The 22426-nt window shown below is 69.4% G+C and carries 20 protein-coding genes; 7 read left to right on the top strand and 13 right to left on the bottom strand.

Going from position 1 to position 22426, the window contains the following annotated elements; genetic code table 11:
* Window positions 1–17 precede the first annotated feature (17 nt).
* On the bottom strand, window positions 18–1928 hold the full coding sequence (locus V3W46_RS15510) for an FAD-binding monooxygenase (protein WP_331784038.1): 1911 nt from the start codon (window positions 1926–1928) through the stop codon (window positions 18–20).
* Between the two features lie 136 nt (window positions 1929–2064).
* Between V3W46_RS15510 and V3W46_RS15505 the strand changes: the two genes are divergently transcribed.
* The 4 genes from V3W46_RS15505 to V3W46_RS15490 all read left to right on the top strand — a co-directional run bounded on the left by V3W46_RS15505 (window position 2065) and on the right by V3W46_RS15490 (window position 7126).
* Window positions 2065–2781, top strand: a complete 717-nt coding sequence (locus tag V3W46_RS15505; RefSeq protein WP_331784037.1) for an IclR family transcriptional regulator — start codon at window positions 2065–2067, stop codon at window positions 2779–2781.
* Window positions 2782–2891: 110 nt separating this feature from the next.
* Complete coding sequence (locus tag V3W46_RS15500; protein ID WP_331784036.1) at window positions 2892–4547, top strand: amidohydrolase; 1656 nt, start codon at window positions 2892–2894, stop codon at window positions 4545–4547.
* 90 nt (window positions 4548–4637) lie between these two features.
* Window positions 4638–5576, top strand: a complete 939-nt coding sequence (locus V3W46_RS15495; protein ID WP_331784035.1) for a helix-turn-helix domain-containing protein — start codon at window positions 4638–4640, stop codon at window positions 5574–5576.
* Between the two features lie 104 nt (window positions 5577–5680).
* Complete coding sequence (locus V3W46_RS15490; RefSeq protein ID WP_331784034.1) at window positions 5681–7126, top strand: aldehyde dehydrogenase family protein; 1446 nt, start codon at window positions 5681–5683, stop codon at window positions 7124–7126.
* Between the two features lie 89 nt (window positions 7127–7215).
* Here the strand turns inward: V3W46_RS15490 and V3W46_RS15485 are convergent, their stop codons facing one another.
* Window positions 7216–8055: a molybdenum cofactor biosynthesis F family protein gene (locus V3W46_RS15485; RefSeq protein ID WP_331784033.1), complete on the bottom strand. Its 840-nt coding sequence runs from the start codon at window positions 8053–8055 to the stop codon at window positions 7216–7218.
* 90 nt (window positions 8056–8145) lie between these two features.
* On the bottom strand, window positions 8146–9669 hold the full coding sequence (locus tag V3W46_RS15480; protein ID WP_331784032.1) for an APC family permease: 1524 nt from the start codon (window positions 9667–9669) through the stop codon (window positions 8146–8148).
* Between the two features lie 192 nt (window positions 9670–9861).
* Between V3W46_RS15480 and V3W46_RS15475 the strand changes: the two genes are divergently transcribed.
* Entirely contained in the window at window positions 9862–10536 is a 675-nt protein-coding gene (locus V3W46_RS15475) for a TetR/AcrR family transcriptional regulator (protein ID WP_331784031.1), read from the top strand.
* Between the two features lie 117 nt (window positions 10537–10653).
* The gene (locus tag V3W46_RS15470; RefSeq protein WP_331784030.1) at window positions 10654–12093 is read left to right on the top strand and encodes a DHA2 family efflux MFS transporter permease subunit; all 1440 of its coding nucleotides are present in this window, start codon (window positions 10654–10656) and stop codon (window positions 12091–12093) included.
* A 97-nt stretch (window positions 12094–12190) separates the two neighbouring features.
* Here V3W46_RS15470 and V3W46_RS15465 read toward each other — a convergent pair whose 3' ends face one another.
* Entirely contained in the window at window positions 12191–12547 is a 357-nt protein-coding gene (locus V3W46_RS15465; RefSeq protein WP_331784029.1) for a PRC-barrel domain-containing protein, read from the bottom strand.
* Between the two features lie 96 nt (window positions 12548–12643).
* Complete coding sequence (locus V3W46_RS15460; RefSeq protein WP_331784028.1) at window positions 12644–12889, bottom strand: hypothetical protein; 246 nt, start codon at window positions 12887–12889, stop codon at window positions 12644–12646.
* 111 nt (window positions 12890–13000) lie between these two features.
* Here V3W46_RS15460 and V3W46_RS15455 point away from each other — a divergent pair, with 111 nt between their 5' ends.
* Window positions 13001–14680 carry an AMP-binding protein gene (locus tag V3W46_RS15455; protein WP_331784027.1) on the top strand — a complete coding sequence of 560 codons (1680 nt, stop codon included), beginning with the start codon at window positions 13001–13003 and terminating at the stop codon, window positions 14678–14680.
* Window positions 14681–14802: 122 nt separating this feature from the next.
* Here the strand turns inward: V3W46_RS15455 and V3W46_RS15450 are convergent, their stop codons facing one another.
* The 8 genes from V3W46_RS15450 to pcaH form a co-directional block, all read right to left on the bottom strand.
* Window positions 14803–15585 (bottom strand): IclR family transcriptional regulator domain-containing protein, encoded by a 783-nt coding sequence (locus V3W46_RS15450; RefSeq protein WP_331784026.1) that lies wholly within the window; start codon window positions 15583–15585, stop codon window positions 14803–14805.
* Window positions 15586–15621: 36 nt separating this feature from the next.
* The gene (locus V3W46_RS15445; RefSeq protein ID WP_331784025.1) at window positions 15622–16797 is read right to left on the bottom strand and encodes a thiolase family protein; all 1176 of its coding nucleotides are present in this window, start codon (window positions 16795–16797) and stop codon (window positions 15622–15624) included.
* Window positions 16794–17453, bottom strand: a complete 660-nt coding sequence (locus V3W46_RS15440) for a 3-oxoacid CoA-transferase subunit B (protein ID WP_331784024.1) — start codon at window positions 17451–17453, stop codon at window positions 16794–16796. The genes V3W46_RS15445 and V3W46_RS15440 overlap by 4 nt, the downstream gene beginning before the upstream one ends.
* On the bottom strand, window positions 17443–18141 hold the full coding sequence (locus tag V3W46_RS15435; protein ID WP_331784023.1) for a 3-oxoacid CoA-transferase subunit A: 699 nt from the start codon (window positions 18139–18141) through the stop codon (window positions 17443–17445). Before V3W46_RS15435 ends, V3W46_RS15440 begins: the two co-directional genes overlap by 11 nt.
* Window positions 18142–18216: 75 nt before the next feature.
* Window positions 18217–19500 (bottom strand): bifunctional 3-oxoadipate enol-lactonase/4-carboxymuconolactone decarboxylase PcaDC, encoded by a 1284-nt coding sequence (gene pcaDC / locus V3W46_RS15430; RefSeq protein WP_331784022.1) that lies wholly within the window; start codon window positions 19498–19500, stop codon window positions 18217–18219.
* The gene (locus tag V3W46_RS15425; protein ID WP_331784021.1) at window positions 19497–20960 is read right to left on the bottom strand and encodes a lyase family protein; all 1464 of its coding nucleotides are present in this window, start codon (window positions 20958–20960) and stop codon (window positions 19497–19499) included. The genes pcaDC and V3W46_RS15425 overlap by 4 nt, the downstream gene beginning before the upstream one ends.
* On the bottom strand, window positions 20950–21633 hold the full coding sequence (locus tag V3W46_RS15420) for a dioxygenase family protein (protein WP_331784020.1): 684 nt from the start codon (window positions 21631–21633) through the stop codon (window positions 20950–20952). The genes V3W46_RS15425 and V3W46_RS15420 overlap by 11 nt, the downstream gene beginning before the upstream one ends.
* A complete protein-coding gene (gene pcaH / locus V3W46_RS15415) occupies window positions 21626–22399 on the bottom strand; it encodes a protocatechuate 3,4-dioxygenase subunit beta (protein ID WP_331784019.1) in 774 nt (257 codons plus the stop codon). Before pcaH ends, V3W46_RS15420 begins: the two co-directional genes overlap by 8 nt.
* Between the last annotated feature and the right edge of the window lie 27 nt (window positions 22400–22426).

The following is a 22426-nucleotide window of genomic DNA, read 5'->3' as shown; positions in this document are numbered from 1 at the left end:
CGCACCGTGCCCCGACCTCAGCCGAGCGAGGGCGCGAGCACCGGCACCGTGAAGATGGGCTCGAAGAATCGCGCGAGTTCGACCGTCGCCGTGAGGGGCAGAACGCTCGCCACGTACTGGTCGGGTCGCACCACCACGATGACTCCCCCGCGGTCGATGCCGCGCAGGTCGAAGATGTCGGCGCGCGGGTCGGCGGCGAACACCTTCTCGTAGTCGATCAGGTCGAACGGCCCGGTGCGCGGCAGAAACACCTCGGGCACCCGCCTGATGTCGAGTTCGTCGTGCGGCTGCTGATACACGACCTTGATGTCGAACAGGCCGCCCTCGTCGTGCCCCTCCGGTGAGAACGCGACGAGGGGCGAATCGGCCGACGTGGTCAGCCACGAGGCGAAGTCGGCGAGCGCCGACGGCTCCCCCGCCGCCGGCGCATCGGCGAACGCGTAGATGCGCCAGCGCCCGTCGGCCAGGTGCTGGTGCCCGAGTTCGAGCGGGTTGGCATCGGCGACCCGGATGACCGGGGCCGACCTGAAGCGCTTGCCGAGCGGGTAGCCCGTGGCGAGCCCCTGGTGGTTCGGCGACCCCACCAGCAGCGACGGCGGGTACTGCGTCATGAATCCCGCCGGAAACTCTGCGGTGCTGGTGTAGAAGTCTTCGAGCTCGGTCGGGTCGTCGAGGTCTTCGGGCCGCGTCGCCATCAGCGTCGACCACTCCTTGTCGAATTCGATCAGTGCCTTCGCCACCGGCTGCCGCTCGGCCGAGTAGGTGCCGAGCAGGGCCTCGGGGCTGCGGCCGGTGAGCACGTGCGCCAGCTTCCAGCCCAGGTTGAACCCGTCTTGCATCGACACGTTCATGCCCTGCCCCGCCTTGGCACTGTGCGTGTGGCAGGCGTCGCCGGCGATGAACACCCGGGGCGTTCGCGTGTCGAGCTCATCGGGCAGCACGTCGTCGAACCGGTCGGTGAGGCGGTGGGCGACCTCGTACACGCTGTGCCAGGCGACGTTCTTCACATCGAGGGTGTACGGATGCAGAATCTCGTTGGCCCTGTCGATGATCTGGTCGACGGTGGTCAGGCGCACCGCACCGTTGTCGTCGGCCGCGACCTCACCGAGGTCGACGTACATGCGGAAGAGGTGGCCGCCCTCGCGCGGAATGTGCAGAATGTTGCCGCCTGACCCCGACTGGATGGCGCACTTGGTGCGGATGTCGGGAAAGTCGGTCACCGCCAGCACATCCATCACACCCCAGGCGTGGAAGGCCTGGTCGCCCGCCATTGTGCAGCCGATCGCCGAGCGTACGCCGCTTCGGGCGCCGTCGGCCCCCACCACGTACTTCGCGCGCACGACGACCTCGTCGCCTTCGCGCTCGCCTGCAGTGCGGGCGAGCGTGACCTCGACCGGATGCTCGCCCACGCCGGTGTTCACAAGCCCCCTGAATTCGAGGCCGTAGTCGGGCGTCATGCGCGTCGGCGAGAGGGCCATCACCTCGGCGAAGTAGTCGAGCACCCGTGCCTGGTTGACGATGAGGTGCGGAAACTCGCTGACGCCCGCGGGGTCGTCGATGGCGCGCGCGGTGCGGATGATGCGGGTCGGGTCGGCCGGGTCGGGCTTCCAGAACGCCATCTCGGTGATGCGGTAGGCCTCGGCGATGATGCGCTCGGCGAACCCGAACGCCTGGAACGTCTCGACACTGCGGGCCTGGATGCCGTCGGCCTGTCCGATCGCGAGCCGGCCGCCGCGCCGCTCGACGATGCGCGTGGTGATGCTCGGAAACTGCGACAACTGCGCCGCCGTGATCATGCCGGCCGGGCCTGTACCGACGATCAGCACGTCGACCGTGTCGGGCAGTTCTGCCGGGCGGTCGAGACCCACGCCCGCGGCCGCCTTTATGCGGGGATCGGTGGAGACGTATCCCTCGTGGTGGAACTGCACGGTTGCCTCACTTCATTGTGTTTCACATCTCGGTGTGTTCTATAATCGAACACGTAGTTCGGTATGAGAACGATCCTAGATCATCTGCGCGCACCCGACAAGCCGCCGGAGTGCGGCCCGACACCGACGCGAGAGAATGGACACCGTGACCGACACCGCCGCGAACGCCCCGCACTCGCAGACGCTGTCGCGGGGCATCCGGGTACTCGAAGTGCTGGCGGAGGCAGACGGCGGGCTGACCATCGCCGACCTCGCCGCCGCGATCGGCGTTCACCGCTCGATCGTCTACCGCATACTGCGCACCCTCGAAGACCACGGACTGGTCATTCGCGACGCCGCCGGCGGGGTTCGGCTGGGGCCCCGCATGGCCACTCTGGCCCGGGGCGTCGAGCGCACCCTGCAGTCGTCGGCTCTGCCCGAACTCACGGCCGTCGCCAACGAGCTCGGGATGACCGCCTTTCTGGTTGTGCTCGAGCATCTCGAGTGCGTCACTCTGCTGAGCGTCGAGCCACGGGTCGGCCCGGCCACCGTTGCACAGCGGCCGGGCACCCGGCATTCCCTGGCCGTGGGGGCGCCGGGCCTGGCACTGCAGTCGCTGCTCACCGACCGGGAGCTGGCCGAGCACGGCAGTGTCGAGCGCCGCGACGACGACGGAGCAGTGGGCACGCGCGGCTACGCGACCAGCCACGACGAGGTGATCGCGGGCCTGCGCTCGATCGCCGTGCCACTCTCAGTGCCGGGCAGCCTGCCCGCCTCGCTCGCCGTGGTGTACGTGTCGAGCAGCCTCGACGATGCAGGGATCGGCGCGCGCCTCGTCGCGGCTCGCGACGCCATCCTCGCCGGCTCGCGCTGACGCGGCCATTCCTGCGCACGAAGTCAATCCACCGGCACTCTGAGGCAAGCCTCCGCCGCGCAGTCGGCCGATGATGGTCTTACCGAACGAAGCCAGGCGAAAGGATCTTCGTGTCACTGCCTCCCGACATCATCATCAGCAACGCCAGGGTGTACACCGCCGACCCCGTTCGCCCCTGGGCCGAGTCGTTCGCGGTACGCGAGGGCATCCTGGTGGCGATCGGCGACGTGAGCGAGATCGCGACCCTGGCCGGCACCGACACGGTCATCCGCGATCTCGGCGGCGCGTTCGTGATGCCGGGCCTCATCGATGTGCACAACCACCACGCCCTCGCCGGCAGAGCCGACCTGTTCGAACTCACGTTCTCGTCAGAACTCTCGTTCGAGCAGGTGCTCGACGCCGTGCGCCGCCGAGCCGACACCCTTGCCGAGGGCGCATGGATTCTCGGCGGAAGCTGGGGCAGCACGTTGTTGCCCGAGCTGATGAGCGAACGCGCGCGTCACGCTCTCGATGCAGCGGCCGGCGGACGGCCGGTGATGCTCAGCGACGACAGCCACCACAACCGTCTCGTCAGCACCGCGGCACTCGAGCTGGCCGGAATCACCGCCGACTCTGCAGACCCCGACGGCGGCGTCATTGTTCGAGACCCGCACACTGGTCGCCCGAGCGGGGTGCTGCTTGAAGCCGCTGGGCTGCCGGTCGAGGAGGCGCTCGCCCGCACGCAGCGGCTGACGGCCGCCGAGCATGCGGCCAGCTCGGCCCGTGCCGTCGAGATTCTACATTCGTACGGCGTGACGGCCTTTCAAGACGCGGGCGCCTCTGTCGACATCCTGCGTTCCCTCAAACAGCTCGACGACGCGGGTGAACTGACGGCGTGGGTCGTCACGAGCATGCTGATCAACGATCCCATTCTCGGGCTCTCGCCCGTCGGCGCCGAGCTGATCGACCAGGGCGAGCAGTACCGCAGTCGGCACCACCGCCCCGACTTCGTCAAGATCTTTCTCGACGGCGTTCCCCCGACGCGCACCGGCGCCTTTCTCGAGCCGTATCTGCCCGACGACGTGCACGGCGCCCACTTCACCGGCACAACGACCATGGACCCGGCAGAGCTCGTCGGCTGGCTGCGTCGCAGTGCGGCGGCCGGGCTGGGCGCAAAGGTGCACTGCACGGGAGACGCCGCGGTGCGGGTCGTGCTCGATGCGGTCGAGATCGTGCGGCGCGAGGGGTACACGCACACCGCGATCCAGGTCGCGCACGGGCAGTTCGTGCATCCGGATGACGTACCCCGGTTCGCAGCCCTGAACGTGTATGCCGACATCTCGCCGTTCATCTGGGTGCCCGGCGTCATTCCCGACGCCATCGCCGCCGTTCTGCCGGCCGAGCTGGCCGCGCACATGCAACCGAATCGCGACCTGCTCGACGCCGGCGCACTCGTCGCCGGCGGATCTGACTGGCCGGTCAGCGCGTCGCCCGACGCCCTCGAGGGAATTCAGGGGCTGGTCACCCGAGCCGACCCGAGCGGCACCTTTGCGGGAACGCTGTGGGCCGAGCAGGCCATCTCGGTCGCGGAGGCGGTCGCGGTGTTCACGATCGACGCGGCGCGCGCCATGGGTGTCGACGACGTCACCGGCAGCCTCGTGCCGGGCAAGTCGGCCGACTTCGTCGTGCTCAGCCAGAATCTCTTCGAGGTCGATCCCGACCGCATCGCGGCGAGCACCGTCGAGCAGACCTGGTTCGCCGGCGAGCCGGTGTTCAAGCGTGACTGACACGAGGGCGCCTCACAACGAAGGGGCAGGTCGCGAGAAGGTGGTCGATCTGCTCTATTATGAGCGAGCGCTCGACAATAGAATGAGGGGATGCTCGACTTCATCGAATTCCAGAGTGCCGTCTCGCATTCGTTCGTGCCGTTGCGCGTGTCGACCGACTCCGCCGACCGGTTTCGCGGTTTGCTTCGCGCCGCCACCTCAGACGAGGTGCAGATCTGCGAGGTGACGGCCTCGCCGCACACGGTGGAGCGCACGTGCGAGCTGATCGCCCGCGACGGCGTGCGGTGCTTCAAACTGAGCCTGCAGCTGCAGGGCTCGGCACTGCTCGTTCAAGACAACCGCGAAACCGTTCTGCGGCCGGGCGACCTCGCCGTGTACGACACCAATCGGCCGTACTCCCTGGTCTTCGACGACCCGATCCGAACGCTGGTGATGATGTTCCCCCAGCGCCTGATCGATCTGCCGCCCGACCTGGTCGGTCAGTTGACGGCGGTCAGGATGACCGGATCGAGCGGAGTCGGCGGCATGATCGCCCCGTTCCTCGCCCAGCTCGGCAGCCACATCGAACAGCTCTCGGGCCACACCGGTGAGCGCCTGGTGCACAGCGCGCTCGATCTGGTCACCACGATGTTCGCGAGTGAACTCGACGTGCGGCGGCTGGGCGAGCATCCGCACCACGAACTGATGCAGCGCATCTTCGACTACATCGATGCGAACCTGGGCTCGCTCGACCTCGACCCGACGCAGATCGCCGCGGCGCACTTCATCTCGACGCGGCACCTGCACTCGCTCTTCCACGAGCGGGGCGCGACCGTGTCGTCGTACATCCGTGCTCGCCGGCTGAAGAACTGCCGGCGGGGCCTGATGGACCCGCTCTACCTCGACCGCTCGGTCGCGTCGATCGCCGCGCGCTGGGGCTTCGTCGACGCGGCGCACTTCAGCCGCGTCTTCAAGACGGCCTACGGCGAATCGCCGAGCGACGTTCGGGCCCGAACGCACGAGGCCACCGCGGGCGCCGCCCGGGTCTGAAGGTTCGTCGCGCAGAGTCAACGCCCCTGCCCGGCAAGCCAAGCCGTCTCGTGTGCACGCGCAAATACTGGAGAGAGTCAATTGCGTGAATGCGAAGGAGCACCATGACCACCCAACTCTTCATCGACGGCGGATGGACGACGGCCTCGGCCGAACCGATCGCCACCTACAACCCCGCCACGGCCGAGGTGATCGACGAGGTGGGCAGCGCATCGAGCTCAGACGTCGATGCCGCGGTCGACGCCGCCCGCCGCGCCCTGGGTTCTGCCGACTGGGCCGGTCTGCTGCCGGTTCAGCGCGCCCGGCTGCTGTTTCGCCTGGCCGATCTGATCGAGCAGAACGCCGATGAACTCGCCCGACTCGAGACCCTCGACCAGGGTCAGCCCATCGGCGTCTCGCGCGCGGTGAGCGTGACCGGTGCCGCCGAGCATTTTCGCTACTACGCGGGCTGGGTCACGAAGATCGAGGGCACCGTCAGCCCCATCTCGTACCCCGACACCCTGCACTACACCAAGCGCGAACCGATCGGCGTGACCGCCCTGATCACCCCGTGGAACTTTCCGCTGATGATTCTGGCGTGGAAGCTGGCGCCCGCGCTGGCCACGGGCAACACCGTCGTGATCAAGCCCTCAGAAGTGACACCGCTGACGAGCATCCGTCTCGTCGAGCTGTGCGTCGAGGCGGGCATCCCCGCCGGCGTCGTCAACCTGGTGACCGGTGACGGCTCGGTCGGCGCCATGCTCAGCTCGCACAGAGGCATCGATCACCTGTCGTACACCGGCTCGACGGCGGTCGGCAGACTCATCACGCACGCCAGCGCCGACTCCAACCTGAAGCGACTCACCCTTGAACTCGGCGGCAAGGCCCCGAGCATCATCGCCGCCGACGCGAACATCGATGCGGCCGTGGCCGGCAACATCGGTGGCGGCATGCTGAACAGCGGCCAGGTCTGCGCCGCGTACACGCGCTTCTACGTCGACCGGTCACGCGAGGCCGAGTTCGTCGACAAGCTCGCCGCGGGCGTCGCCGGCATGCGACTCGGTGCGGGCATCGATGAATCGACCCAGCTCGGGCCGCTGGTGTCGGCGAAGCACCTCGGCCACGTCGAGCGCCTGGTCGCGGCCGGCGTCGCCGAGGGTGCAGAGGTCGTCACCGGCGGCAACCGCGCCGAGCGTGACGGGTACTTCTTCGAGCCCACCGTCTTCACGGGCGTCACCGACGAGATGACGATCGTGCACGAAGAGATCTTCGGCCCCGTGCTCTCGGTGCTCGCCTACGACGGTGTCGACGAACTCGACGCGCTCATCGCTCGCGCCAACGACACCGAGTACGGGCTGGCCGCCACCGTCTGGACCACCGACATCGCCACCTCGCAGCGCCTCGCCAACGGCATCAAAGCCGGCGCGGTGTTCGTCAACATGCCGCCGGTGCCCGACATGGCCGCACCGTGGGGCGGCTACAAAGCCAGCGGCTGGGGCCGCGAGATGGGCCCGCAGGCCATCGACGCCTACACCGAGACGAAGGCCGTCTGGCTGCACTACGGCAGCTGACACGCCCCGGCGGCCGAGCAGCCGTCGGGCAGACAGACGAGAGCGGCGACCGGGTCGATCCCCGGTCGCCGCTCTCGTGCTGCCGGCGGTCAGGCCGGTTCGAAGCCCTCGGGATGCACGGTCTGGCTGATCAGGCGACCGTGGGCGCCGAACGTGAAGTGCGTCGGCACGGTGCCCGACTCGTCGAGGCCGAACAGCACTCCGTGCGAGCGGATCGCGCTCGCGGTGCGGTGGTCGGCGATCGTCACCGACGCGCAGGGGATGACCTTCTCGCGCCAGGCGAAGACGTAGATGCCCGGCCGGATGCGGTACACCGTGTTCACATCGGTGTCGGCGAGACCGCGCTCGGGGCCTGCGAGGCACTGCCAGGTGTACAGCTGTGAGCTGAGGTAGACATGCTCGTAGGCGTGCTCGGGGCTGTACTGCCAGAACACCCTGCGGCCGAGCAGATCGGTTGTCGGCGCGGGCGCCTGCCCGGTGGGCAGCCTGCCGTCGAGCTGGCCCGCGACGAAGTGGTGCTGCACCCGGGTCTGGCCCGGCACGTCGTCGCCGATGGTCGAGATCACGGTGAGAACGCGGCCCTCCCGCAGGTCGAGCACGAGACTGACCGCCTCGTTCGGCTGGTGCCGGTGGTGAAACTGCGCGAAGTACAGGCCCTCGTCGACCTCGAATGCTTCATACGGGTCAAGTCCCACGGATTCGGCGATCGGATCGCCCTCGCCCGGCCGGTAGCTCCAGCTGACGGTGTCGGTGTCGGCGTCGAAGCGGTGCTCGACCCGGGTTCCGCGCGCATCGACGGTGGTGAGCGTGCGCCCGGCGAGGTCACGGCTGGGCCGGGCCTTGTTGGCGTCGAAGCCGGGCGCCAGGCCCTCGAGCGGCAGCCAGGTCGAGGTGTCGGAGACAGAGGTGGTCGCCTGTGGCGAGGTCATGCGAGATCCTTTCGTCGGTCGAGCGGGGCGAGCCGGTGGAGCGGGGCCAGCCGGTCAGGTGGGCCAGCCGTAGAGGAGGCGGCGAGCCGGTCAGGATGCGTCGGCCGGCACATCGGCGTCGAGCTGCGCCTCGGGGTCGTCGGCGCCGTGGCCGATCTGCCGGTAGACCCGTGGGTTCGACCGCTTCAGCCGGAACCCCCACCACACGCCCACCAGTCCGGGCACGAGCACTATCGCCGGCAGCAGGAAAGTGCTGGCATCGGGTTCGGCCTGGCCGAGCAGCACCGTGTAGTTGACGAGGATCAAGACCCAGATCGTGGCCAGCGCGATGAATGAGATGATGGGCGCGACCATGGTCGACCACGAGCTCAGCGACGCGGGGTGGCGCCGGAAGAAGCCGATGACCGCCAGGCTGATGAGCGCCATGAGCAGCACCAGCCCCATCGCGCCGGTGTTGGTCAGCCAGGTGAACAGCGTGATCACCGGGTATAGGTCACCGAGCGGCGAGCCGGCGCCTGCGATGGCGAAGCCGATCACCACGACGACGGCGATGACGGTCTGGGTGAGTGAGCCGACGACGGGCGCACCGCCGCGCCGACCGATGCGGCCCATCGCGGCGGGCAGCACACCCTCGCGCCCGAGCGAGAAGAAGTATCGTGCGACGGCGTTGTGAAAGCTGACGAGCGAGGCGAAGACGCTGGTGACGAAGAGCACCTGGGCGATGTCGCTGATCACCATCGACACGTGGTCGCCGAGAAAGCCGAAGATGAGGTTCGGGCCCTGCTCGGTCGCCGCAGCGACGACCTGGCTCGGCCCGATTCCGACCGTCATGGCCCACGCCGAGAGCGCGTAGAACAGCGCGATGATCGCCACGGCCGTGTACGTCGCCCGGGCCACCGTGCGTTTCGGGTCTTTCGACTCTTCGCCGTAGATGGCCGCAGACTCGAACCCCATGAAGGCAGCGATGCCGAAGGCGAACACGGCTCCGATGCCGGTGACGAACAGGCTCGACGGCTCGAAGGCGACACCGGTGACGCCCTCGGGCGCGACGGCGAAGCTCGACACGTCGTAGATGATCACCACCAGAAACTCGAGACCGACGAGGATGCCGAGAACCTTCGCCGAGAGATCGACCCGGTTGACCCCCAGCACCCCGACGACCGCGATGCACACGAACACCGGCACGTACCAGGGCACGCTGATGCCGAGGCGCTCGCTCAGCAGGTTCGACACCGTGTAGCCGAAGATGCCGTAGATGCCGATCTGCATCGCGTTGTACGAAATGAGCGCGACGATCGACGACCCCACGCCCAGCGGCCGGCCGAGGCCCTGGGCGATGTAGGCGTAGAACGCCCCCGCGTTCGTGACGAACCGGTTCATGGCGGCGTACCCGACGGCGAAGATGGTCAGCGCGGCACCCAGGATGAGGAACGAGAGCGGCACGCCCAGCACCCCGGTCACGGCGAACGTGGTCGTCACCCCTCCGGCGAGCACCGTGAGCGGGGCGGAGGCCGCCACGATCATGAAGGTGACGGCGGGCACCCCCAGGCGGCGACGGCTCGGAGCGGTCGGGGCCGGCGTCGTCGCCGGGCGGGCAGTCGGTGAAGCGGTCATCAGATCCTCATTCGGCCACGGGGTTCGGCGCCCGCAGGGTGAGGCGACGATGGCTGCCTCGAGTGAACCACCCTGCGCCCTGCGACGGGTCGATGCGTGCGCTGTCGGTCAATCACGCTGCCGAGAAACGCAAGGCGGGCATCCGGGGCCCGGCAGGGCCTCAGCCACACCTGTACGCGGTACAGTAGAGGCATGACAGCAGTGCGCCAGACCAGACAGCGCGAGCGACTGAGCCGCGACGTGCTCACCGCCGGCGCCCTCGCCCTCGCCGACTCAGCGGGGCTCGAGGCGGTGACCATCAGGCGCCTCGCCACCGAGAACTCCGTGACGCCGATGGCCCTGTACTGGCACTTCGCCGACAAGGAGGCGCTGCTCGACGCCATCGCCGAGCGTATCTACAGCGAGATCGTGCTGCCCGAGCCGGGCGGCATGCCGTGGTACGACGAACTGCGGGCCGTGCTGACCGCGGCGCTCGACGCGCTGCGTGCGCATCCGTTCGCCGTCACCATCGTCGCCCCTGCGATCATGAAGTCTGAGGCCGGCCTGGTGTTCGCCGAGCGGGCGATCGCGCTGCTGCGCGCGGGCGGGTTCTCCCCCGCGCAGGCCGCACAGACGGGCACCTTCCTGCTCTGCTCGCTGGTGAACCTGGTCGACATCGAGCCGGGTGAAGACCGCCGGCTCGACGACGACACCCGGGCGGCGCGCCTGCGCACCAAGCGGGCGCAGCTCGACTCTCTCGACCCGAAGCGATTCGCGAGCCTGCGTGAGACCGCCGAGTTCTTCTTGTTCTGCCCCAGCGAAGACGACTACTTCGCCCAGGGAATCGACTTTCTGATCGCCGGCGCCCGCGGCACCGTGCCCGCCTGAGACGGTCTGCGCTCTCGCGAGTTCGCTGTCGGTCTTGCGTTCCTATACAGCGAACATGTACGTTGTACGAGTACGGCGTACAGTCGTTCGCCGCAGGCCTCGACCGAAGGAAGAACAATGAGACGCAGCCCCTGGAGCACCCTGGTCGTGCTCGCGATAGCGCAGTTCATGGTGGTGCTCGACGTGACGATCGTGAACGTCGCGCTGCCGAACATCCAGACCGATCTCGGCTTCGCACCGGATGACCTGCAGTGGGTGATCAGCGCCTACACGTTGATCTTCGGCGGTTTTCTGCTGCTCGGCGGCCGGTCGGCCGACCTCGTCGGCCGACGGCGGGTCTTCGTGGCCGGGCTGGCGGTCTTCGCCCTCTCGTCGCTCGCCGCCGGACTCGCCACCTCGCCCTTGCAGCTGATTCTGTTCCGCGGGGTGCAGGGGCTCGGCGGCGCGATGCTTTCGGCCTCGGCGCTGACCATCCTCATGGTCACCTTCGAGCACGGGCGGCGCCGCAACATCGCCCTCGGCGTCTGGGGCGGTCTCGCCGGGCTCGGCGGCACCATGGGTGCCATCGTCGGCGGCATTCTGGTCGACAACCTCAGCTGGCGCTGGGTGTTCCTGGTGAACGTGCCGATCGGCATCCTCGTCGTCGCGGCCGCGCTGTTCATCATCCGGGAGAGCCGGGCGGTCATTTCGGGGCGCCGCACCTTCGACGTCGGCGGCGCCGTGCTCTCGACCGCCGGGCTGCTCGCCATCATGCTCGGCGTGATCCGCGCCGAACCGCTCGGCTGGGGCTCGGTCGAGGTCATCGGCCTGCTGGCGGGCGGGGTCGTTCTGCTCGCGGCGTTCGTGCTCGTCGAGTCGCGCTCGGCGGCCCCGCTGATTCCGCTGCGCCTGTTCCGCACGCGCAGCCTGTCGCTGTCGGTCGTCGCGCTCGGCCTCAACAGCGCCGGGTTCCTCGCGATGTTCTTCCTCACCGCGATCTTCCTGCAGCAGGTGCGCGGGCTGTCGGCGTTCGACACCGGCCTCGCCTTCCTGCCGATGGGCATCGCGGCCATCGTGGGTGCCGTCGTGGCCTCGCGGTTCGTCACGACGTTCGGCACGCGGTCGGTGCAGCTGGTCGCGGCGATCATCAGCGTCGTCGGGCTGCTGCTGCTCACCCAGGCCGACGCGACCTCGCCGTACGCCAGCACGCTGCTGCCTGGGCTGGTGCTGTTCGGCCTCGGCATCACCGCGATGGGCGTTCCGGCCCAGGTGGCGGCGCAGTCGAAGGTGCGCAGCGATGACGCCGGTGCGGCATCCGGAGTTCTGAATGCCGGCTACCAGGTCGGCGGCGCGCTCGGGCTGGCCGTCATCACCACCCTGGCGACGAGCCACGTGGCCGACGCCCTGGCCGGCGGAACGGCGCCGGTCGCAGCGGCCGTCGACGGCTTTCAGTTCGGGCTGCTGGTCGCCGCGATGTTCGCCGCAGCGAACATCGTGATCACCCTGCTGTCACCGTCGGTGCGGGTCAGCCAGACCGACGCGACCGAAGCCGCAGAACTCGAGCCGGTCGCGATCTGACCCGCGCGGCCCGACGGCACCGGGCCGGCCGCGCAGTTCGGAGCATCCGCCCCCGGTCGAGCCGGCACGGATGCTCCGATCGGCGCGAAGGTACCGGTCAGCGACGGCCGAGGCGACGCTCGCCGCCCGTGCCGGTCTCGTAGGCAAGGCCGTAGTGCGCGAAGACGGCCGGCTCGCTGGCCGCGTCGAGCTCGCCGTCGGTCGCGATGAAGGGGGCGTCTTTCACGATCTTCTTGTCAGACATGACCTTGAGGTGCTTCGGCGAGACGAGGGCTCCGGCCAGCGGCACGAAGACCAGCTTCTGGCCGCTCAGGATGCCCACCTTCACGGTCGCGAAGGTCGGCTGGTCGGTCGACGTGTCGAAGTAGATGCTCTCGAGGGCACCGATCTTGTCGCCGTTCTGGTCGACCACCGACGAGTCGATCCAGTCGCGGATGTTTTCGGCCTCGAACACTGTGAACCCCATTCCTGTCAGGGGCTCCTGACTCGTCACCTCATACGCTAGCCGGTCGGCGCCGGGGTTCGCACCCCGGCGTTCGCCGGCCGGGGTTCACTCTTCGTTCTTGAGGGCGAGACCGATGGCGAAGAAGGTCGGAGCCCAGTGGCCGACGAAGATGCCCCAACGGTCGGACTGCGCGCGGTCGTCAGACTTCTTGCCACGCGAGATCAGCCAGGCCGACATGGCGATGACCACCGAGGCGAACCCGGCGATGTAGGCGTGGTTGCTCTGGATACCCAGGTCGTGGGCGGTCTTGATGGGGTCGAAGCCGACCTTCTCGATAGCTTTCTTTGCCATGATGGTTCACCTTTCGAAGAGCCGGTTGTTCGGCTCTGCTCACCTTCGCACGAGCAGCCCGCGCGGCCGCCTTCGCGTTGACCCCGTTGACAAACACGGCAGACTGAGAACATGAACCCGACCGAGAACTTCCGGGCCGCTCGCGACACCCTGCTCGAACACCGCACCGACGCCGACGCCGCTGCCCTGGCGTTCGACTGGCCCGACGTGGGGACCCACTTCAACTGGGCCGTCGACTGGTTCGACGCCATCGCCGTCGGCAACGACCGGCTCGCCCTCTGGATCGTCGAAGAAGACGGCAGCGAGACGAAGGTCAGCTACGACGAGCTGCGCTGGCGCTCTGACGAGGTGGCGGCCTGGCTCTCGGGCCTCGGCGTGCAGCAGGGCGACCACGTCATGCTAATGCTCGGCAACCGGGTCGAGCTGTGGGAGTCGATGCTGGCGATCATGAAGCTCGGCGCGGTCATCCTGCCCACCACTACCCTGCTCTCGACCGGTGACCTCGACGACCGCCTGGTGCGGGGCGGCGTGCGCCACGTGATCGCCGACGTGGCCGACGTCGACAGGTTCGACGGGCTGCAGGGCGACTTCACCCACATCGTCGTGGGCGGCAGCACGCCCGGCTGGCACGACTACAGCGACTCCCTCGAAGGTCTCGGCATCGCACCGTCGGTCACCGTCGACACCGGCGACCCGTGCCTCATCTACTTCACCTCGGGCACCACCTCGAAGCCGAAGATGGTCGTGCACACGCAGGCCTCGTACCCGGTCGGTCACCTGTCGACCCTGTACTGGCTCGGCGTCGGGCCGGGCGACGTTCACCTCGCGATCAGCTCGCCGGGCTGGGGAAAGCACGCGTGGAGCTGCTTCTTCGCGCCGTTCAACGCCGAGGCGACGGTGTTCGTCTACAACTACCGGCGGTTCGACGCGGTGGCCCTGCGCACGCAGCTCGACGAGGCGGGCGTCACCACGTTCTGCGCGCCGCCCACGGTGTGGCGGATGCTCATCCAGTCTGACCTCGGGGCGAAACCGCGGGCGCTGCACGAGATCCTCTCAGCCGGCGAGCCGCTGAATCCCGGCGTCATCGCGGCAGTCGAGCAGGCATGGGGGCTGACCATCCGCGACGGCTACGGCCAGACCGAGACCACGGCGCTCATCGCGAACCCGCCCGGCGCAGCCATCGTGCCCGGTTCGATGGGGCGTGCCCTGCCCGGCGTCGCGATCGCCATCGTCGACCCGGTGAGCGGCGAGCCCGCGGCCACCGGCGAGATCTGCCTCGACCTCACCGTCGAGCCCGCCAACCTCATGTCGGGCTACCTCGGCGACGACGACCGCACCACCTCGGCGCGCACCGGCGGTTACTTCCACACCGGTGACGTCGCCGTGCGCACCGATGACGGCACGATCACATTCATCGGCCGCACCGACGACATCTTCAAGTCGTCAGACTTCAAGGTGTCGCCGTTCGAGGTCGAGAGTGTGCTGCTGCAGCATCCGGCCGTCGCCGAGTCTGCGGTCGTGCCGGCACCGGATGCCACACGGCACAGCGTGGTCAAGGCCTATGTCACCCTTGCCGAAGGCTGGGCGCCCGGCGTCGAGAGTGCCCGCGCGATCTTCGCCCACTCGCAGGCCGAGCTGTCGTCGTTCGAGCGTGTGCGCCGCATCGAGTTCTTCGAGCTGCCGAAGACGATCTCGGGAAAGATCCGCCGCGTCGAGCTGCGCGAGCGCGAGCAGGCCGCCTTCGACCGCGGCGAGGCGATCGACACCGAGTGGCGCGGCGACAGCGTCTGATGCCGCACCGGCGCGGCCGCAGCGCTGAACCCGGGCGAGGCAGCCACCAGCTGAGCCCGGCAGCCGCAGCGCCTGAAGCCGCGCGGAGCAGCGACCACCTGAGCCCCGGCCGCCCGTGACGGTCACGCCGATGCGGCCGCGCCGATCTGGGCGGCCGCGCGGCGCAGGGGCGGCAGCAGTGACTCGCGCATGCGGTCTGTGCTGAAGGTGCCGGCCGAGACCGAGATGTTGACGGCCGAGACCGTACTGCCCCCGGCGACCACAGGAACCGCGATGGAGCGCAACCCCAGTTCGAGCTCCTGGTCGACCAGTGCGTAGCCGTCGGCGCGCACGCGATCGAGTTCGGCGACGAGCGAGCCGCGGTCGCTGAGCGTGTGCGGGGTGCGCTGCTCGAACTGCACCTGGTCGAGGTGGTGGGCGAGGGCATCCGGTGGCAGGGCGGCGAGCAGCACGCGGCCCATCGAGGTGGAGTACGCCGCAAAGCGGGTACCGACGCTGATCGACACGCTCATGATGCGGCGAACGGCGACCCGGGCGACATAGACGATGTCGAGGCCGTCGAGCACCGAGGCCGAGCACGATTCACCGGTGGCGCGCGAGAGCTCTTCGAGGTACGGCTGGGCCAGCTCGGGCAGGCTGAGCGCAGAGAGGAAACTGTAGCCCAGCTCGAGCACGCGCGGCGTCAGCGAGAACTGGCGCCCGTCGGTCTGCATGTAGCCGATCTCGACGAGGGTGAGCAGAAACCTCCGCGCGGTGGCGCGGGTGAGCGAGGTCGCGGCGGCGATCTCGGTGAGCGACATGCGCGGATGGTCGGCGTCGAAGGCACGGATGACGCTGAGCCCTCGCACCAACGACTGCACGTACTGGTCGCTCGGCTCGGGCTGGGCGCTCAGGTCGGGTGGCACGGGTTCATGCTATCGGCGTGATCGTCGGCCACGGGATCAGCGCTCGAGAACGACCGCGAGGCCCTGGCCCACGCCGATGCAGATCGCGGCTACGCCCACACCGCCGCCACGACGCTCGAGAGCGCGGGCGAGGTGCAGCAGAATGCGCGCACCCGAGGCGCCGAGCGGATGCCCGATGGCGATCGCCCCGCCGTCGACGTTCACGATCTCGGGGTCGAGCTCGGGCCAGAGCTTCAGGCACGCCAGCGACTGGGCGGCGAAGGCCTCGTTCAGTTCGACGACATCGACGTCGGCCCAGGTCTTGCCCGCCCGGGCGAGCGCCTTGTTCGCCGCCTCGACCGGGGCGATGCCGAAGATGTTCGGGTCGTTGCCGGCCACGGCGCGCGACACGATGCGGGCCAGCGGCTCGCCCTCGAGCGCGCCCTCGCGGCCGATGAACATGGCGGCCGCGCCGTCGTTCAGCGGGGACGAGTTGCCGGCGGTCACGGTGCCCACGTCGGCGGGGCGGAAGGCCGGCTTGAGTGCGGCCAGCGCCTCCACTGAACTGTCGGCGCGGATGCCCTCGTCGCGCGTGAGAGTGGTGCCCGGCACGGCGATCACCTCGTCGTCGTACACGCCGGCATCCCACGCCGCGGCCGCCAGGCGGTGGCTGCGCACCGCGAACACGTCTTGCTGCTCGCGCGTGATCTCGTAGCGGTCGGCGAGGATCTCTGCCGTCTCGCCCAGCGGAACGGTCCACTCGGCGGGCATCCTGGGGTTGACCATGCGCCAGCCGAGGGTTGTCGAGTGCAGCGTCTCAGAGCCGGCCGGGTAGGCCCGCTCGGGCTTCAGCAGCACCCAGGGCGCGCGGCTCATCGACTCCACACCGCCGGCGAGCACGAGGTCGGCGTCGCCGGTCTCGACGGCCCGCGAGGCCTGGATGGCCGACTCGAGCCCCGAGCCGCACAACCGGTTCACGGTGGCGCCGGGCACGGAGGTGGGCAGTCCGGCGAGCAGGGCCGCCATGCGTGCGACGTCGCGGTTGTCTTCGCCGGCGGCGTTGGCGTCGCCGAGAATGACGTCGTCGATGCGCGCGGGGTCGAGACCGGGCTGCCGTGCGACGAGTTCTCGCACCACGTGTGCAGCCAGGTCATCCGGTCGCACACCGGCGAGCGACTTGCCGAAGCGGCCGATGGGGGTGCGGATTCCGTCGTAGATGAAGCTCGCGGTCATGCTGGTTCTCCTGTGTTGTCGGCGAGGTCGAGACCGGTCAGCTCGCGCAGTTCGTCGATGGTGGTCTCGCCGACGAGCTCGATGACGGCCGCGCCCTCGGCGCCGAGCGAGAAGATCGCCCGGTCGGTGTAGAGGCGGTCGACGCAGCCGAGGCCGGTGACAGGGTAGGTGCACTGGTCGACGAGCTTCGAGACGCCGTTCTTCGTCGCAAGCTCCATCATCACGTAGACGCTCTTGGCGCCGAGCGCCAAGTCCATCGCGCCGCCGACGGCCGGAATCGAGTCGGGTGCGCCGGTGCTCCAGTTCGCCAGATCGCCCGATTGCGACACCTGGAAGGCGCCGAGCACGCACACGTCGAGGTGCCCGCCGCGCATCATGGCGAACGAGTCGCCGTGATGGAAGTACGAGGCGCCCGGCAGCTCGGTGACCGGGATCTTGCCGGCGTTGATCAGGTCGGGGTCGATCTCGCCCGGCTGTGCCTCGGGCCCCATACCCAGCATGCCGTTCTCGGTGTGCAGAATGATCTCACGGTCGGAGGGCAGATAGTTCGACACCAGCGTCGGCAGCCCGATGCCGAGATTCATATATGCGCCGTCGGGAATATCCTGCGCCAGCCGCTCGGCGATCTCGGCCCGCGACCACGAACTACCTGACATCGGCCCACTCTTCTCTCTCGAAACGGTCGCCGGTCTCGACCACCCGGTCGACGAAGATGCCCGGGGTGACGACGGCCTCGGGGTCGAGTTCGCCGAGTTCGACGATGCGGTCGACCTGCGCGACCGTCGTGCCTGCCGCGCTGGCCATGATGGGCCCGAAGTTGCGCGAGGTCTTGCGATAGGTGAGGTTGCCGAGGCGGTCGGCCCGGTAGGCGCTGATCAGGGCGAAGTCGGCGAAGATCGGATGCTCGAGCACATAGTCGCGGCCGTCGATCGTTCGCGTCTCCTTGCCCTCGGCCAGGCTCGTACCGAACCCGGTCGGGGTGAAGAAGCCGCCGATGCCCGCGCCGGCCGCCCGGATGCGCTCGGCAAGGTTGCCCTGCGGCACCAGCTCGAGCTCGATCTCACCGGCCCGGTAGAGGCCGTCGAAGATGTACGAGTCGACCTGACGCGGAAACGAGCAGATGATCTTCTTCACCCGCTTCGCCCCGATCAGGGCGGCGAGGCCGGTGTCGCCGTTGCCCGCGTTGTTGCTCACCACGGTGAGGTCGGTGGCGCCGTGTTCGAGCAGCGCATCGATCAGCTGCACCGGCTGCCCGGCGAGGCCGAAGCCGCCGATCATCACCGTGGCGCCGTCGGGCAGGTCGGCGAGCGCGTCGGCGGCGCTGGCCGTGGTCTTTGAAATCATCGTCGTCCTCAGCGGGCCCGCGGCACCTCGACCCGAGCAGTGTTCGTGATTCGAACCGAAGTTCGTATGACGACTCTACTCCGCAAAGACCTCTCGCGCGATGCCCATAGCAGAATTCGCTGCGGGAACGCCGGCGTAGATGGCGGTGTGCAGCAGGGCCTCGCCGATCTCGGCAGGCGTCAGCCCGTTGGTGAGGGCGGCGCGCACGTGCATCCGCAGCTCGGCCTCGTGACCGCCCGTGGTGAGGCAGGCGAGGGTGAGAAAGCTGCGGGTGCGGCGGTCGAGGCCGGGCCTGGTCCATACCGAACCCCAGGCGTAGCGGGTGATGAGGTTCTGAAAGTCTTCTGTCTCGGGGGTGATGCGGGCGTTCGCCGAGTCGACGTGCGTGTCGCCGAGCACCTGCCGGCGCACGGCCATGCCGGCGTCGTAGATCTCCTGCGAGGTGGCCTCGGGGCGCCAGGTGGGGATGCTCGGCCCGGTGGGCTCGCGTGCGGCGGTGGCCTCATCGTCGGGTGCGTTGGTCTCGGTCGCGGCTCCGTCACCGGCAGCACCCGCCAGCCGCGCCGAAGCGACCCACGGGCCGATCGAGTCGGCGCGGCCGAGCACGGCCGCGGCGACCGCGGCCGGCGCTTCGAGCGGTGGCAGGTGACCGACCCCCGCGATGAGGGTGAAGGTCGCGTCGATGCTCTCTGCCAGGTCGTGCACGCCCTCGGGGGGCGTGGCGACATCGAACTCGCCGGCCACGCAGAGCGTCGGCACAGAGAGTTCGCCGAGCCGGTCACGCACGTCGAAGGCGGCCAGCGCGCCGCAGCACAGCGCGTATGACTCGTCATCGATGTCGAGCAGTTCATTGAGCGCCCTGGCCGAGTGCGCCGGGTCGCGCTGCAGAAACCCGGGCGCGAACCACCGCTCGGCGCTGGTGGCGACCAACGAGGCCGTGCCGCTCTGCCGCGCCTGGGTGGCACGGGCATCCCACCCTTCGGTGGTGCCGATCTTGGCGCCCGAACAGATGACGCTCAGCGAGCGCAGCCGGTCGGGGTGGTCGAGCGCGAGCTGCAGGCCGATGATGCCGGCCATCGAGACCCCGGCGTAGTGGAACGCCCCGCCGCCGACCGCGTCGACCAGGGCCAGCACGGCCTCGGCGAGCTCGGCGGCGGTGAACGACTCGGTGGCGCGTGGGCTGTCGCCGTGCCCGGGCAGGTCGAACCGCATGACCCGGTATCGCTGCGAGAGTTCGGCCAGCGGCGGCAGCCACAGCGACGTGGTGGTGCCGAGCGACGGGCCGAGCACGAGCAGTTCGGCGTCGGGTGCTCCACTGGCCACGGGGTGAACGGTGCAGCGCAGAACCGGAACGGTCACGATGGGTCTCCTCGGTGTGGGGCCGGGCTCTGGCCGAGCGCGGCGTGACGCGCCAGCACTCGGTCGATGCCCGCTGACGTGTGGTCGATCATCGAGGCGGGGTCGAAGGCCGCCTGAACGCTGGTGCGCACCCGATCGTCGGCCGCGAAGCCCTCGGCCGCCAACTGCTCGTCGAGCACGGCCGACAGCGGCGTCTCGGCCGAGACACGGGCCGACGCGCGGCGAACGACCTCGAAGGCGTGTGCGCGCCCGATGCGCTCGGCGAGCAGGGTCGACACCCGCTCAGAGAACAGCAGCCCGTGTGTCAGGTCGAGGTTGGCGAGCATGCGCTGCGTGTCGACGGTGAGGCCTCCGATGAGGGGCACACTCGCGGCCACACTCGTCAGGGCCAGCCGTTCGAGCTGGCGCAGGGTCTGCCACTCGGCGTGCCAGCCGCCGATGGCGCGCTGATCTTCGGCGAGCAGGCTGCCGTACAGGGTCGAGAGGATGCCCGGCGACTGTTTCGCCGCCGCGACGATCAGCACCGAGGCCACCGGGTTGCGCTTGTGCGGCATCGCCGACGACCCGCCCTCGCCCTCGGCGAGCCCCTCGCCGAGCTCGCCGATCTCGGTGCGCGACAGCTCGGCGACCTGTGCGGCGATCGTGCCGACCACTCCGGTGGCCGCGGCCAGCACCGAGCCCACCTCGACGATCGGCAGCCGGTTGGTGTGCCAGCTGATGTCTGGGGCTGCCAGGCCGAGCTCGTCGGAGTAGGCCGCGACGACCCGGTCGAGGGTGTCGGCGGCGTCGCCAGAACCTCGGCGTTCGACGACCACCTGTGCCAGAACCGCGAGCGTTCCCACGGCACCGGCGAGCGAGGCGGGCAGCCGGCGGCGGGCATCCCGGGCTTGTTCGATCACGGTGCAGACGGCATCGAGCCAGCCGGCCGCCACGAAACCGAAACTGGTGGGCGAGGCGTGCTGGCCGAGCGTGCGACCGGCCTGCGGGGTCGCCCGATGCGTCTCGGCCAGCGCCGCCAGGTCCGCAGCGACGCGGTCGAGGTCTGCGGTCACGGTCTCGAGCGTGCGGGCGGCGACCAGCATCGCGGCCGTGTCGACGATGTCCTGGCTGGTGGCTCCGACGTGCAGGTATTCGGCGGCTCCCGCGTGCAGCTCGTCGGCACGGGCCGACAGCTGCCTGGTGAGCGGGATGATCGGGTTGCCGCCCCCGCGGGCGGCGGCCGCGACCGCGCCGAGGTCGACCACGCCGGGCTTCGTGAGCGCGTCGGCGACCCCGAGCATCCACGCGGGTGCGAGATCGGTCGCCACCAGCGCCCTGCTCAGCGCGACCTCGGCGGCGATCAACGCGGCGAGCCACGCCTCGTCGCCGACGATCGTCTCAGCCCGGCCGTCGGCGCCCAGCGGGTCGAGCAGGTCGTGGGCGGCCGGCCGCACCGCGGGCTCGTCGGTGTCAGGCGTCAAAGTCGAAGAACACCGTCTCGTTGTCGCCCTGCAGCGTGATGTCGAAGCGATACGACCCCGGGCCGTCTTGCGAAGCGACCAGTGTCGCTCGACGGTCGGCCAGCACGGTCGACAGCGTGGCGTCGGTCTGCGCGAACGACTCGAACGACTCAGCTCCGTCGGCGTCGACGAAATAGGCGCGCGTGAACAGGTGGTGCAGCAGGCCGCGCGCGAACACGGTGATGAGGGCGTAGGGCGCGCCGGCTACGGCTACGGCTGCCGATGCGGCGCCCGCCTCGGGGTGGCCCGCGCCTGTCGCGTCACCGCCGGCCACCGCCACGCCGGCCACGCCCCCGGCCACCGCCACGCCCGGCTTCACCGTCGTGAAGGTGTAGTCGCCGGCACGGGTGGTCGGCACCCGGCCGAAGCCGGTGAAGGTGTAGCCGTCTCGCTCGAAGCTGCCGAGTTCGGTGCTGATGACACCCGACTCGTCAGGCTGCCACACCTCGACGATGGCGTCGGGAACACCCACCCCGGCGCCGTCGAACACCCGCCCGTGCAGCCTGATCGCCGCCGGGTGCGTGCGGTCGACGACGTCGGCGCCGCCCTGGTAGGGCAGCGCATAGCCGAAGAACGGCCCCACGGTCTGCGACGGGGTCTGCACGAACGCGCCCGTCTCACTCGAACTACTCATGGTCATCATCCTGCTCCATCCAGGTCGATTTCGGGCCGGTCAGCACGATGTTCCAGCGATACCCGAGCGCCCACTCGGGCACGCTCAGGTCGTGGTCGTACTCAGAGACCATGCGCTGCTGGGCCGCCGGGTCGACCACCGACTGGTAGATCGGGTCGAGCGCGAACAACGGGTCGCCCGGAAAGTACATCTGTGTCACCAGTCGCTGCGTGAACGCCGAGCCGAACAGCGAGAAGTGGATGTGCGCGGGCCGCCACGCGTTCAGATGGTTGCGCCACGGGTACGGCCCCGGCTTGATCGTGATGAGCCGGTAGCTGCCGTCGTCGCCCGTCATCACGCGGCCGACGCCCGTGAAATTGGGGTCGAGCGGGGCGGGGTGCTGGTCGCGCTTGTGCACGTAGCGGCCCGACGCATTCGCCTGCCACACCTCGATGAGCTGGTTGCGCACCGGGCGGCCCTCGCCGTCGAGCACCTTGCCCGCCACGACGATGCGCTCGCCGAGCGGCTCGCCCGGGTGCTGAATCGTGAGATCGGCCTCGAAGAGGTCGACGTCGGTGTGCCCGAACGCCGGCGATGTGCGCTCGATCTCTTCAGGGTCTGCCTTCACCAGGGCGTGGGTCGGATGCCGCAGCACCGAGCTGCGGTACGGCGCGTAGTCGCGGCGCGCCTGCAGTTCGGGCGGTGCACCGGCGTTCGCGGCCGCGCGCACCTCGCTGGCTATGGCGGCGATCTCGGCGCTGATCTCGGCCTGGGTTGTCTCGGCCATCTTCACGAACCTCTCTTCTGATCGAAC

Source organism: Subtercola sp. YIM 133946, assembly GCF_036553535.1.
Classification (GTDB): domain Bacteria; phylum Actinomycetota; class Actinomycetes; order Actinomycetales; family Microbacteriaceae; genus Subtercola.
Note: the sequence above shows the minus strand (reverse complement) of the source record. Positions and strands in the feature narration are given on the sequence as shown.

Coding starts and splice junctions, on each gene's coding strand:
- V3W46_RS15505 (WP_331784037.1), top strand. CDS start 2,065: ATGGACACCGTGACCGACACCGCCGCGAACGCCCCGCACTCGCAGACG.
- V3W46_RS15495 (WP_331784035.1), top strand. CDS start 4,638: ATGCTCGACTTCATCGAATTCCAGAGTGCCGTCTCGCATTCGTTCGTG.
- V3W46_RS15490 (WP_331784034.1), top strand. CDS start 5,681: ATGACCACCCAACTCTTCATCGACGGCGGATGGACGACGGCCTCGGCC.
- V3W46_RS15485 (WP_331784033.1), bottom strand. CDS start 8,055: ATGACCTCGCCACAGGCGACCACCTCTGTCTCCGACACCTCGACCTGG.
- V3W46_RS15480 (WP_331784032.1), bottom strand. CDS start 9,669: ATGACCGCTTCACCGACTGCCCGCCCGGCGACGACGCCGGCCCCGACC.
- V3W46_RS15475 (WP_331784031.1), top strand. CDS start 9,862: ATGACAGCAGTGCGCCAGACCAGACAGCGCGAGCGACTGAGCCGCGAC.
- V3W46_RS15470 (WP_331784030.1), top strand. CDS start 10,654: ATGAGACGCAGCCCCTGGAGCACCCTGGTCGTGCTCGCGATAGCGCAG.
- V3W46_RS15460 (WP_331784028.1), bottom strand. CDS start 12,889: ATGGCAAAGAAAGCTATCGAGAAGGTCGGCTTCGACCCCATCAAGACC.
- V3W46_RS15455 (WP_331784027.1), top strand. CDS start 13,001: ATGAACCCGACCGAGAACTTCCGGGCCGCTCGCGACACCCTGCTCGAA.
- V3W46_RS15445 (WP_331784025.1), bottom strand. CDS start 16,797: ATGACCGCGAGCTTCATCTACGACGGAATCCGCACCCCCATCGGCCGC.
- V3W46_RS15440 (WP_331784024.1), bottom strand. CDS start 17,453: ATGTCAGGTAGTTCGTGGTCGCGGGCCGAGATCGCCGAGCGGCTGGCG.
- V3W46_RS15435 (WP_331784023.1), bottom strand. CDS start 18,141: ATGATTTCAAAGACCACGGCCAGCGCCGCCGACGCGCTCGCCGACCTG.
- V3W46_RS15420 (WP_331784020.1), bottom strand. CDS start 21,633: ATGAGTAGTTCGAGTGAGACGGGCGCGTTCGTGCAGACCCCGTCGCAG.
- pcaH (WP_331784019.1), bottom strand. CDS start 22,399: ATGGCCGAGACAACCCAGGCCGAGATCAGCGCCGAGATCGCCGCCATA.